This is a genomic window from Sorangium sp. So ce117 (genome assembly GCF_051524395.1).
In the GTDB taxonomy this organism is placed as follows: Bacteria; Myxococcota_A; Polyangia; order Polyangiales; family Polyangiaceae; genus Sorangium; species Sorangium cellulosum_B.
On the sequence record NZ_CP150309.1, the window covers coordinates 7,244,654 to 7,256,938 of the forward strand.

The 12,285-nt window shown below is 69.6% G+C and carries 10 protein-coding genes; 3 read left to right on the top strand and 7 right to left on the bottom strand.

The features are described from left to right. Positions 1-39 precede the first annotated feature (39 nt). A complete protein-coding gene (gene argG / locus WMF46_RS27115; RefSeq protein ID WP_437979848.1) occupies positions 40-1,392 on the top strand; it encodes an argininosuccinate synthase in 1,353 nt (450 codons plus the stop codon). 150 nt (positions 1,393-1,542) lie between these two features. Beyond that, positions 1,543-1,902: a phage holin family protein gene (locus WMF46_RS27120; protein ID WP_437520919.1), complete on the top strand. Its 360-nt coding sequence runs from the start codon at positions 1,543-1,545 to the stop codon at positions 1,900-1,902. Between the two features lie 28 nt (positions 1,903-1,930). Here the strand turns inward: WMF46_RS27120 and WMF46_RS27125 are convergent, their stop codons facing one another. Both WMF46_RS27125 and WMF46_RS27130 read right to left on the bottom strand, forming a co-directional pair. Continuing rightward, entirely contained in the window at positions 1,931-2,914 is a 984-nt protein-coding gene (locus WMF46_RS27125; protein ID WP_437979849.1) for an aldo/keto reductase, read from the bottom strand. A gap of 49 nt (positions 2,915-2,963) precedes the next feature. Beyond that, positions 2,964-4,679, bottom strand: coding sequence for a MutS-related protein (locus WMF46_RS27130; RefSeq protein ID WP_437979850.1), 1,716 nt, complete (start codon positions 4,677-4,679; stop codon positions 2,964-2,966). A gap of 316 nt (positions 4,680-4,995) precedes the next feature. Between WMF46_RS27130 and WMF46_RS27135 the strand changes: the two genes are divergently transcribed. After that, positions 4,996-5,775 carry a BON domain-containing protein gene (locus tag WMF46_RS27135; protein WP_437979851.1) on the top strand — a complete coding sequence of 260 codons (780 nt, stop codon included), beginning with the start codon at positions 4,996-4,998 and terminating at the stop codon, positions 5,773-5,775. A 241-nt stretch (positions 5,776-6,016) separates the two neighbouring features. Here the strand turns inward: WMF46_RS27135 and WMF46_RS27140 are convergent, their stop codons facing one another. The 5 genes from WMF46_RS27140 to WMF46_RS27160 form a co-directional block, all read right to left on the bottom strand. Next, positions 6,017-7,651, bottom strand: coding sequence for a protein kinase domain-containing protein (locus WMF46_RS27140; protein ID WP_437979852.1), 1,635 nt, complete (start codon positions 7,649-7,651; stop codon positions 6,017-6,019). Between the two features lie 639 nt (positions 7,652-8,290). Further along, a complete protein-coding gene (locus WMF46_RS27145; RefSeq protein WP_437707750.1) occupies positions 8,291-9,352 on the bottom strand; it encodes a 3-oxoacyl-ACP synthase III family protein in 1,062 nt (353 codons plus the stop codon). A 226-nt stretch (positions 9,353-9,578) separates the two neighbouring features. Continuing rightward, a complete protein-coding gene (locus WMF46_RS27150; RefSeq protein WP_437541541.1) occupies positions 9,579-10,205 on the bottom strand; it encodes an endonuclease III domain-containing protein in 627 nt (208 codons plus the stop codon). Next, complete coding sequence (locus WMF46_RS27155) at positions 10,202-10,957, bottom strand: c-type cytochrome (protein WP_437979853.1); 756 nt, start codon at positions 10,955-10,957, stop codon at positions 10,202-10,204. Before WMF46_RS27155 ends, WMF46_RS27150 begins: the two co-directional genes overlap by 4 nt. Next, positions 10,954-12,192 carry a YncE family protein gene (locus WMF46_RS27160; protein WP_437979854.1) on the bottom strand — a complete coding sequence of 413 codons (1,239 nt, stop codon included), beginning with the start codon at positions 12,190-12,192 and terminating at the stop codon, positions 10,954-10,956. The genes WMF46_RS27155 and WMF46_RS27160 overlap by 4 nt, the downstream gene beginning before the upstream one ends. Between the last annotated feature and the right edge of the window lie 93 nt (positions 12,193-12,285).

Consider the following 12,285-nt stretch of genomic DNA (forward strand, 5'->3'; position numbering starts at 1 on the left):
GGTGGAGGCGCCTGGGCGTTGCGATTATGCTGCGCCGCCATGAGCAGGATCTTCCGTTCACTCCCCCCGGCGGGCACCCACCTCGGCATCGCGTTCTCGGGCGGCCTCGACACGCGCTGCGCGGTGGCGTGGCTCTCGCGCAACGGGCTCAAGGTGCACGCGTACACCGCCGATCTGGCGCAGCCGGACGAGGACTCCCCCGGCGACATCCCGCCGATCGCCCTCCAGCACGGCTCGGTCTCCGCCAAGCTGGTGGACTGTCGCGAGGCGCTCGTCCGCGAGGGCATCCTCGCCATCCAGTGCGGCGCCTTCCACCTCTCGACGGGCGGCAAGAAGTACTTCAACACCACGCCCCTCGGCCGCGCGGTGACCACGACCGCGATCGTCCGCGCGATGCGCGACGACGACGTCCACGTCTTCGGCGACGGCAGCACGCACAAGGGTAACGATATCCAGCGGTTCTACCGTTACGGCATCTTCGTCGACCCCACGCTCAAGATCTACAAGCCCTGGCTCGATCCGAGGTTCGTGGGAGAGCTCGGCGGGCGCAAGGAGATGAGCGAGTACCTCGAGCGCCACGGGCTGCCCTACCGCATGGGGACGGAGAAGGCGTACAGCACCGACGCCAACGTGCTCGGCGCGACGCACGAGGCGAAGGACCTCGAGCACCTGAACACCGGGATCAAGATCGTCCAGCCCATCATGGGCGTCGCCTCCTTCCGGCCGGAGGTCGCCATCGAGGCCGAGACGGTGACCCTCGGGTTCGAGCGCGGCGTCCCGACGACGATCAACGGCAAGCGCTTCGGCTCCCTGTTCGAGCTGTTCGTCGAGTGCAACCGGATCGGCGGGCGCCACGGGCTCGGCATGAGCGACCAGATCGAGAACCGGGTGATCGACGCGAAGAGCCGCGGCATCTACGAGGCGCCGGGCATGGCCCTGCTCCACGCCGTCTACGAGCGGCTCCTGTCCGCCATTCACAACGAGAACACCCTCGACGTGTACTTCACCCAGGGCAGGCGCCTCGGGCGTCTGCTCTACGAGGGCAAGTGGTACGACCCCGAGGCCATGATGCTGAAGGACGCGCTCTCGCGCTGGATCGCCCCCGGCGTGACCGGCGAGGTGACGCTCGAGCTGCGCCGCGGCGACGATTACAACATCCTGAACACGCGCGCCGACTACATGGCCTATGCGCCGCACAAGCTCTCGATGGAGAAGGTCGAGGAGGCCTATTTCACCCCCGAGGACCGCATCGGCGCGCTCGAGCTCCAGAACCTCTCGGTGACGGACAACCGCCAGTTCCTGATCCACCTCATCGAGAGCACGCAGGCCCTCGGCCCGGGCGGCGCCCCCGCCATCGGCGAGCTGCTCGGCGGCGACAAGCCGAAGGAATGAGCCGGGGCGGCGCCGCAGAGGCTGAGCGGAGGCCGCGCGCCGGCTCCGCTCGCCGACGCGCCGGACGAGGTTGCGCCCGGCACCTCCCTGGGTCACGAGGAAGGTGCGAACGCCGGCCCGCCCGAGCGGTGCCGGCCCAGGGAGGTGGTCATGAAGGCGCTCATCATCCAGGCACTCGCCGCGGGCCTCGCGGTCCTCGTCGGAACGAAGATCTTGCCCGGCGTGCGGATCCGAAAGACCCAGACGGCGCTCGTCGTCGCCGCCGTGTTCACCGTCCTCAACCTGCTGCTCGGCTGGCTCGTGAAGTTCCTGGTCGCGGTGGCGCTCCTGCCCGCCGCCGTCCTCACGCTCGGCCTGGCGTATCTCTTCTTCGGCCTCGTCGTGAACTCGGTGCTGCTCTACGCCACCGACAAGCTCATCGACGATTTCGAGATCCGGGGGCTAGGGCCGCTCTTCGGCACGGCGGCCCTCATCTCGTTCGCAGGATGGCTGTTGCCGCGCATCTTGTGAGCCTTCGCAGCCCTCGCCCGGGCGGCGTCTACCATAGCTGGTGAACGTGAGGCCGGAGCCGCCGGTCGTAGATCTCGCGGATCTTCGCCATCGTCTCCTGCGGCACGGGCGGCAGGTCCGCCGCGCTCGCGTTCTCGTCCACCTGCTCGGGCCGCTTCGCGCCGGGGATCACGCACGTCACCGCGTCCTGCATCAGGATCCAGCGCATCGTCCACGCGCCCATGCTCACGCCGGCGGGCACGAGCGGGCGGAGCTCGTCGACGACCTCTAGGCCCAGGTCGTAGTCGACGCCCGAGAACGTCTCGCCCTTGTCGAACGCGGCGCCCTCGCGGTTGAAACTGCGGTGATCGTCGGCCGCGAACCGGGTCGCCGCGCTCATCTTCCCGGTGAGCAGCCCCGAGGAGAGCGGCAGTCGCGCCAGGACCCCGACCTGCCGGCGCTTCGCCTCGGGGAAGAAGAGCTCGGCCGGGCGCTGCCGGAGGACGTTGTAGATGATCTGCACCGACTGCACGCCGGGGTACTCGATGGCCTTGAGCGCCTCTTCCACCCGCTCGACGCTGACGCCGTAAAACCGGATCTTGCCCGCCTTCACGAGCCTATCGAGGGCGTCGAACACCTCGGGTCGATAGTAGACGTCCGTCGGCGGGCAGTGCAGCTGGATGAGGTCGAGCGCGTCCGTCTCGAGGTTCTTCAGGCTGCGCTCGACGAAGGCCGTGAGGTTCCCCTCGTCGTAGCTTGCCGCCGTGTGCGGGCTCAGGCGCCGGCCCGCCTTCGTCGCGACGACGATCTCCTCGCGCCGCTCGCGCCTGAGCCGCGCGAGCAGCCGCTCGCTCCGGCCGTCCCCGTACACGTCCGCGGTGTCGAAGAAATTCACGCCTCGATCGACGGCCCGGTTCAACGCCGCGAGCGACTCCTTGTCGTCGACGTCGCCCCAGGTGCCCCCGATCGCCCAGGCCCCGAAGCTCACCGAGGAGACGCGGAAACCCGTCCTGCCAAGAGGTCGATACTCCATGGCGGCGCATACAACCAGATTTCCCCCGCCACGGCGAGCGTGGCCGCGCTCAGGCGGGCTCGGCCCCGCGGCGGCGGTGCGCGCGCTTGCTGCGCTCGACGAGCGCGACGAGCTCCTCGCGCGTGACCCCGAGCCGCGCCGCCGTCCGGTGCGCGAGCGACGTCCGGGCGACCCCGTCGACGAACTGGTATGTCGGCCACTGCTGCGCGTCGAGCTCGACCTGCAGGAACACGAGCCGATCGACCGGCCGCTCCCGCTCGAGCCGCGCCGCGAGCTCGAGGAAGTGCGTCGTGATGAAGGCCTGAGGGCGGAGCTCCGAGAGGAGCGAGATCACGAGCTGGAAGATCTCCTCGCCTTCCGACGGGTTCGTGCCCGAGCAGAGCTCGTCGAGCACCACCATGTCGCCGACCTGCATCGCCTCGAACAGCGACCTGATGCGGAGCAGCTCCATCCCGAGGCGCCCCTCGCTCTGATCGGCCTGCGCCTGCTCGATCAGCGACACGAAGAGCCCGTGGCACGGCGACAGGCGCGCCTCCGCGGCCGGCACGAAGAAGCCCGCCTGCCCCATCATCTGGGCCAGCGAGAGCGCCTCGAGCAGCCGGGTCTTCCCCCCCGAGTTCGGCCCGGTCACGATGACGGTCGCGTCGTGGTGATCGGTCGCGATGTCGCACGGGACCGTGCTCACCGAGCTCGCCAGGAGCAGCGGGTTGAACAGCCCCTTGAGCTCGCGCCCGGGGCTCCCGCCGCGCGCGCCGTGCGCGCCGTCGGAGGAGCCCGGCGAGACGAGCTCGGGCAGACAGACGGAGAGCCCGGCCGCGCGGGCGCGGTCGCGCAGCGCGAGGCCGGCGAGGTAGAACTCGAGATCTCCGAGCAGCTGGACGAGCGCGACGAGATCGTCCTCGATGCCGTCGAACACGCTGTTGACGTGGCGGGCGAGCAGCTCGTCGTCGCTGAACCGGTACCCCCTCCACAGCATCACGAGCTTCGTGACCAGGCGCCCGAGCGGCGACTGGTAGAAGCGGTTCTCGCTGTTCTCGCGGATCGACAGGGCGCGCAGATCGCGGACGTGGCCGTCGGAGCCGACGCGGATCCGGACATCCAGCGTCGCGATCTCCTCGTCGTACGCCAGCAGATCCGCGAGGCGGCGGTACGCCTCGCCCTCGCGCACGGCCGCGCCGAACGCCGAGAGCCGCGACAGGCCCGAGCGAGCGCCCGCGAACCCACCGGCGAGCGCGTCGAACGCGTCTTTGGCGGCGGCGAGGATGTCCAGCCGGCGCCGGCTGCCTTCGCCGCGAGAGATGGGCATCGTCTCGATCTGGCCCACCCAGCGGCGCAGCGCCGCGTAGGCGCGCTCGAGATCGCGGCGCTGCGCCTCCGACCCGGTGAGCTCCCGGAAGATCGCGCGCCGGAGCTCGACGGTGTCGCGATCGCTCGGCGGCTGGGAGAGGGCGCGGCCCAGCAGCGCTGGGCTCGGGATGTACGTGCGGCCTTCGCTCGTGAAATGGAGGCATCCGACGATGAGCTCGCGCAGGAAGACGTGCTGCGCGAAGCGGGCTGGATCCCACGTCGACGCGGGCAGCGACGCCGACTCGACGTGCCGATCGAACGCCCCCGCGGGCGCGCCGCCCGCGAACGCGAACGCCAGCGACTCCTTGACCGCCCGCGCGTCGATCCGGAGCGCCGGCCGGTGCGAGAGGAGATCGGGCGCGGAGCGCTGTCCGGGCGGGGCGTCAGGCAGGACGGGTTCCGGCGGCGCCGCGCTCACGACCTCGAGCCTACTACGATGCGTCGGGCCGGAGCGCTCGTCCGGTGTCCGGTGCCGCCGCTGCGCGGTGGCCAGGGAGGGTCTCGGCATGACCCCGTCGACACGCGCGGCGCGCCGTTGTTCCCGGGCGGCCGGGAACGACCGAGTTCCTGGCACGACGTCTGCCTCGGTGTGCGCCCGGAGATGCACCATGAGCTATCGCTGCACGATGAGCAGAATACGCTGGTTCTGCGGCCCAACCGTCCTCGCGCTGGCGCTCGCCGGCACGGCCTGCAGGAGCGAGAGCGAGAGAGCTGAAGGAGCGGTCCGCGAGCCCGTGGACCAGACGAACAGGAGAGGCGAACCGCCTCCGGCCCCGAACCAGCCCGGCAAAGAGCTGCGCGAGCAGGCCGAGCGCGTGGGCGACAAGGCAGAGCAGCTCGCCCAGGAGGGTCAGCAGCTCGGCAAGGAGGCGCGAGAGCAGGCCGGGCGCGCGGGAGACAAGGCAGAGCAGCTCGCCCGGGAGGGTCAGCAGCTCGGCCAGGAGACGCGCGAGAAGGCCGAGCGCGTGGGCGAAAAGGCAGAGCAGCTCGCCGAGCGCGGGCGCCAGGCGGGCCGCGACGTCAACGACCAGATGAACAGGGTCGGCGAGCAGACAGGTGCGCTCAAGGACAACCAGGGCGCGCGCCCGCAGTCGGCGCCGCCCGCCGCTCCCAAGGACAAGGCCGCGCCGCAGCCCCCGCAACAGGGCCAGGCTGAGGGAGCCAAGAAGCAGGAGGGAAATGCCGCCGCGATGGAGCGCGACGAGTGGACGAAGGCAGCGAAGGACAACGACTATCAGGTCACCTTCGGCCGCGACGGCTCGGTCATCGCCACGAAGGAGGCGAAGCGGACCGGCGCGCGCCCGTCCGACGAGACGCTCCGCAATGCGGTCGGCGGCAAGCTCGCGGACAGCGATCACGACGCGGTGAAGAAGCTGCACGTCACGGTGCGCGACGGCGTGGTCACGCTGCAGGGCACCGTCGCCAGCGTGAAGGAGGCGACCGAGGCGGTGAAGGAGGCCATGGACGCCGACGGCGTCACCAAGGTCATCTCCTACATCCGTCACGGCTCATGACGCCATGAGCTCCTCCTCGTAGCCGCAGTCACGGGGTGCATCCGTTCGCCGACGACGTGCGGACGCCGCCCCGATCATTCGGTTCCCGCCCCCTCAGCCCCCTCCAGAGCCGCAGCAGAGCGGCGGTCACCCGCACAGGAGACGGGCCCAGATCGGCGTTTTCGGCGCGGAAGCGCACTCCCGTGCGCTGAGCACCGAAAACGCCGAGGTGGGCCCGTATCCGAAGCGGGTGACCGCCGCTCTAGTGGGTGAAGTCTTTGGGGCGGAGCTTGACGGAGCGCTCCACGGCCTCCGCGGGTGAGAGCGCCAGCATGAGCGTCTCATCGAAGCAGTCGGACCTCGACACGACAACGACCTGCGTGCCCACGGGCAGCTCGGTCTTGAGCGGCGTCTTGCCGAGCGTCTTTCCCTTCCAGCTCACGGTCGCGTCGGGCGGATCGCTCGAGATCGTCACGCTCGCCCTGGGGCCCTCCTCGGGCTTCTTCTGGACGGTCTCCCCGGCCTCGGCGCCGTGTGAAGCGACCGCGGGAGCATCGGGGGCGGGCGCGCGCTGGTTCGCGACGTGGACCGCGCCGCCGACAAGCGCGACCAGCGCGGTCAGGGCGGACGCGCCGATCAGGTAGCCGCGCTTCGAGGCCGACACGGGCCCGGACGTGGTCGCTCGCAGGCTCACCGAGTCGCTCACGGGGGTCCTGGGCCGCTCGACGCCCGTCGCCCGCTCGGCGCCCGACACGCGCTCGAAGCCCGAGGCCCGGTCGACGCCCGACCGGCTGGACTCCCCGACATAGGGGAGCCTGCTGCCCGAGCCGGAGCTCGAGGGAACCATCGCGACGCCGATGCCGCTCATCGTCACCTGGCTGGAGGCGTCGCTCAGCAGCGACGCGCTGGCCACCCGCTCGATCTGCGCCTTGATCTGCTGGCGTATGGAGGCCCGGCTCTCGGCGAAGATCCCCCGCATGCAGGCGCCGAGGAACTCGCTGCGGACGTCCTCGCCCGACCACTGAAGGTAGTTCTCGAGCACATCGCACATCTCCTGCGCCGTCGCGAAGCGCTTCGATGGATCGCGATCAAGGGCCTTCGCGGCGATCTGATCGAGCGCGATGGGGATCCCCGGAACGACGGTGGAGAGGCGCGGAATCTTCCCCAGCAGGAGCTGGTGCATCACGGTGATCTGATCGCCCTCGAACAGCCGCCGCCCGGCGAGGAGCTCCCAGAGCACGACGCCGACCGCGAAGATGTCTGCCCGGCGGTCCACCGTCTTGCCCGCCGTGACCTGCTCGGGCGCCATATACGTCAGCTTGCCCTTGAAGGTCCCGCTCTCGGTGCTGGAGGCGTTGACGACGGCCTTGGCCACGCCGAAATCCACGAGCTTCACCGCGCCCTCGTACGTGATGAAGATGTTGTGCGGCGAGACGTCGCGATGCACGATGCCGAGAGGCCGACCGTCGAAATCGCAGAGTTCATGCGCGTAATGCAGCCCGCGCAGCACCTCGGCCACGATCCGGATCCACGTTCCACGGACGAGCCCGCCCGTGCCGGACTCCCGCTCGACAGCCGCCTTCATGACGCGCTTCAGCGGCTGGCCCTCCAGGTACTCCATCAGAATGAAGTAGCCGTCCCGATCGCTGCCGACCTCGTAGGTCTGGACGACATTCGGGTGGTTCATGCGAGCCGAGAGCTTGGCCTCGTCCATGAACATGAGGACCTGGCGATCCTCCTCGTCCCCGGAGCTGCGGAGACGCTTGACGACGACCAGCTTGTTCACCGAGGCGGGCCCGTGAGCCATCGCGAGGAAGACGTCCGCCATCCCGCCGCGGCCGAGCTTGGCGATGGGACGATACCGGCCGAGCCCAAGCTGGGTCGGTGTGTCTCTCAAGATCGACGCTCCGTGTTCTCCGATCACACTCACCTCAGTGTGCAAAATCCGATAATTGCGCGTCCGAGTCAATGCGAAGAGTTTGCGTCCTCGCCATCAAGGAAAACATGCTCCAATGAAGTGAATGGCCTACAATCGTATGAGCAAGAGCGGCAAGAGACGACATCCGAACACACGCACTCACGCATTCACGCGCATTCACGCGCATTCACGCGCATTCACGCGCATTCACGCGCATTCACGCGCATTCACGCGCATTCACGCGCACTCGCGAACACCGCACCCCCGCGCGTAGGTCCCGCGCTGTGCTGTGCCTGCTGCGCGCTACCTGCTCCGCATTAGGTGCTGCGTGCGCAATTCGCCGCTGGCCGGGGAGGGGCCGTGCCGCCGAGCCCTGAGGTGACTCCCTTCCCGGTAGCGCCCGCGCAAGGTCGATCGCATTGCAAACACGGGGTCTGCTGCGGGCGTTGATGGAAACGTAACAAGGGATACGCCACGTGCAATCCGTCGCGACACGATCGCACGAAATTTCCGCGACGTTCCGCACCGGACGCAATACGCCGCGCGCGACCGGCGCGGCTCGATGATGATGACGAGGAGGACGGGACGCCTGCGAGCGAGGCGCCGCCGCTCAGCCGCTCAGAGCTTCCAGAGCGCGCAGCCCCAGTGGACGCCGGTCCCGAGCGCGAGCACCATGGCGAGTTGCCCTTTCTTCACCCTTCCGGCGCGCATCTCCTCGTCGATGAGGATGGGCACGGTGGCGCCGCTCGTGTTGCCGAATCGCTCGATGTTGCTCGGGAGCTTCTCGACGGGCACGCCGAGGTCCTTGCGAATGTGCTCGTTGATCCGTCCGTTCGCCTGGTGCGCCAGGAACACGTCGATCTGCTCGATCGCGAGGCCCTGAGAGGCGCAGAGCTCCCGCGCGGTCGCCGGGAGCTTGGTCACCGCGAACTTGAAGAGCTCGCGGCCATCCATGCGGGGGATATGCAGGTCCTCGTCGAACGACGTCGGCTTCCAGTACGGGCGCGAGCGGAAGCCGCCGCCCGGCACGAAGAGGAGCTCGGCGAAGCGTCCATCGGAGCAGATCTTGTTGGCGCGCAGGCCCGCGTCGCGATCGGTCGCGCGGAGGACGAGCGCGCCCGACCCGTCCCCGAACAGGACGGCGAGGTTCCGGTGGCGATCGGCGTGCGCCCGCGCCTCCGGCGTCGCCGATCGGCCATTCTTCGGGTCGAGCGCTCCCCAGTCCTCCCACGGCATGAAGCCGGCGTGCGCCTCCGCGCCCACGAACAGGATGGTCTTGGCGGCCCCGGTCTGGATCAGCCCGTCGATCGTCTGGAGGCCGAACAGCATCGCGGCACACTGCTGCCGGATGTCGAGCGCGGGGACGCCTGGAATGCCCAGCTTCGCGCCGAGCAGCGCCCCGGAGCCGGGGAAAATATAGTCCGGCGTCATCGTGGCAAAGAGGATGTAATCGATCTCCGACGGCGCGATGCGCGCCGACGCGATCGCGCGCTTCGCCGCTTCGCACGCGAGATCGCTCACCCCCACGCCGTCCGGCGCGTAATGACGCTGGCGGATACCGGAGCGCTGGTAGATCCACTCGTCGGAGGTCGTGATCACCCGCGCGAGGTCGTCGTTGGTGACAGGTTCTCCGGGCACGTAGTGGCCCGTCCCGATGATCTCAAATCCAATCTTTGTCACAGAAGTGCCTTACCCGAACCGCAAGCGCGCGGCGACCGGGAACCGCACACCCGCACACGACCGCGCCCGGCCGCCTCGCGCCGCAGCGCGGCGGGCGGTGGTCGCGCTCATGAGATCGCCGGGACGTTGCACCCAGCTTGACGGAAACGCGCCGCCTCGATAGGCTGCCAGCCGCGCTGGCGACGTTGTACCCGCCCCCGTCTTCGGCGGCCGCCGGGCGCCGCGTTCAGCGTCGGCGGGCGGCCCAGCTGCAGATGGGGCAGCCGGTCCTGTCGTGGCGCAGCGCCGGGCAGTGTTCGCGGCCGAAGTAGATGAGCTGAAGGTGGAGCTTGTTCCACTGCTCGGGTGGGAACGTGCGCTTCAGGTCGCGCTCCGTCTCGACGACGTCCCTTCCGGACGACAGCCCCCAGCGGAACGCGAGCCGGTGAATGTGGGTATCGACCGGAAAGGCGGGGTGACCGAAGGCCTGTGCCATGACCACCGAGGCCGTCTTGTGACCGACCCCCGGCAGGGCCTCGAGGGCCTCGAACGAGGCGGGGACGACGCCGCCGTGCTCGGTCGCGATCCGCTCGCTCAGCGCCTTCAGGTGCCGCGCCTTGGTGGGCGCGAAACCGATCCTCCGGATGAGCTGGGCGATCTCCTCGGTGGGCACCGCCGCCATGGCCGCGGGCGTCCGGGCGCGCGCGAGGAGCGCCGGCATCACCGCGTTGACCATCTTGTCCGTCGTCTGGGCGCTGAGCATCACCGCGACGAGCAGCGAATAGGGATCGTCGTGGGCCAGCGGAATGGGCGGGGCCGGGTACAATCGGTCAAGGATCTCGGCGATCCTCGCGGCTTTCTCGGCGCGCTTCACGGAGGCCAGGGCAGCCCGTAGAACGAGAGCAGATCGCCGAGCTCCTCATCGGAGAGGACCTCGCGGGAGAACGGGGGCATCTGCCCGCCGTAGCCGACAAACCCGCCGTGCCGGACCTTCTCGATGAAGACAAGCCGCCGGTCGGCCTCGGTGTACTCGCCGAGCGGGTGTTCCTTCAGCGTCTGGTCGGGCAGCGCCGGCGCCCGCGCCACGAGCCGGCCTTCTCCCGAATGGGCGCTCCCGTGACACGAGGCGCAGGCGCGCTCGTGGATGCGCCCGCCCGCGGCCGCGTCGCCGGCCGGGATCTGGCTCAGCTCGTAGACCGGCGTGAAGGGGACGGCCTCGGCCGCTCCTCCATCGCTGGGCAGCGACTCCAGGTAGGCATAGATGGCCTGCGCGGCGTCGTCGTCCGCCGTCAAGGGCAGGTCCTTCGTCATGAAGTAATAGAGGCAATGGTTGATCGCGCCGAGGAGCTCGACCTCCTGCCCGCCCCAGTAATGCGGGCGCTCGACGGCGCCGGCCAGCGGGGCGCCCGAAAGCATGGCGTCGCCCGCGTCGCCCGCGACAGCTTCATGGCAGGTCGAGCAGGAATAGCGATTGAAGCGCGTCTCCGCGATCGACGGGTCCCGGAAGAGCGCCGCGCCGTGCTCGACGGCCGTCGCGTCGACGACCTTCGTCTCCGGATCGCCCGGACAGCCACAGAGGAGCGCCGCGCACGCGAGCGCGGCCGCAAGGCTGCAGGGCGCCCTCACGGCGCCTCCGCCGCGACGCGCACGAGCCCGTCGGGATAGAGGCCCACCTCCGTGTCGCTGAGCGTCTCCAGCGTCTCTGGATCGAGCCGGAGCACCCTGCCGGGCGTCGCGCTCCTGTCGCCCTCGCAGACGAGGAAGAGGCCGTGCTCCTCGTCGAGCTGCGCGAGGTGCGGCCGCATGCATTCATCGGCGATGTTCCGGGTGACGACGCCGTCGTCGTCCGGGGTCACGCCGATCCGCACGATGGTGTCGGGCACCTGGGTCGGCACATAGATGGCGCTCCCGTCAGGGGTCCACGCGGGGAAGTAGGGCGCGCCGATCGTGAGGATCTTCCGGGAATCGTCGAACGTCTCCGACGCGACATCGAAGAAGCGCACGTCCCTGCTCTCCGTGCTGCTCACGGCGATGGTCTTTCCATCGGGCGACATGACGGCCGCGTAGGGTCCGTAGTTGTTGGCATGGGGCGACGGGCTGGAGGTAGACCCCACAGGCACGCGCTTCACCTCGGCGGAAGGGTCCGTCAGGTCGACGATCGCGAGCACGTCCTCGCCGTAACAAGCGACGTAGGCGCGGGCGCCGTCCGGGCGCGAGAGGGCGATTCCGTGGGCGGCCATGCAGACCGGGATGAATACGGGATCGGGCGATCCCGAGAGCAGGACCTCCTCGGGATCGATCACCGCGAGGGACGAGCGCGCCGCCTCGACGTCGCCCGGGTTGTCGAGCACGCGTTTCAGATCGAAATGAGAGACGACCACGCGCTTGCCGTCCTCCGAGATCACGATATCACCCGGGTTGGCCTCGACGCGCACCTGCCCCAGGATGCGCAGATCGTCGAGCGCGAGCTTCTGGACGTAGCCCGCCACCACGCTCCCGCCGTGCACCGCGTGGGGGCCGATCGCGCCGGCGACGTCAGGGTACGACAGCGCGACGTAGACGGCGCCGCCCTCGGCGTCCACGGCCACATGGTGAGGCCCGTCGATCGTCACGGGATCGCGGCCCACGGGGTGGACGCCGAACCGCTCCCCGGTCGCGAGCGAGACAAGAGAGATCGTATCGGAGAGGCTATCGCTCACCAACCCCATCCCGCCCTCCGGAATCGTGATCTCAGGGAGTCGGTCCGGATACGCGTCGCCTTCGTAGGCCCTGTAGCGGTATTTGATGATGGGCTCGGGATCGCTGCAGCTCGCCAGCATCGCCGCCGCGAGCGCGCAACCCAGGAATCGCGAAATGACCATAGATGACCTCGGGACGAGCGCCTCTGGCTCGGACGCGCCGCATCCTAGCAGCCGTCGGCGCGCCGGCCGCGGCTCCGCCCTACCATGGCTCGG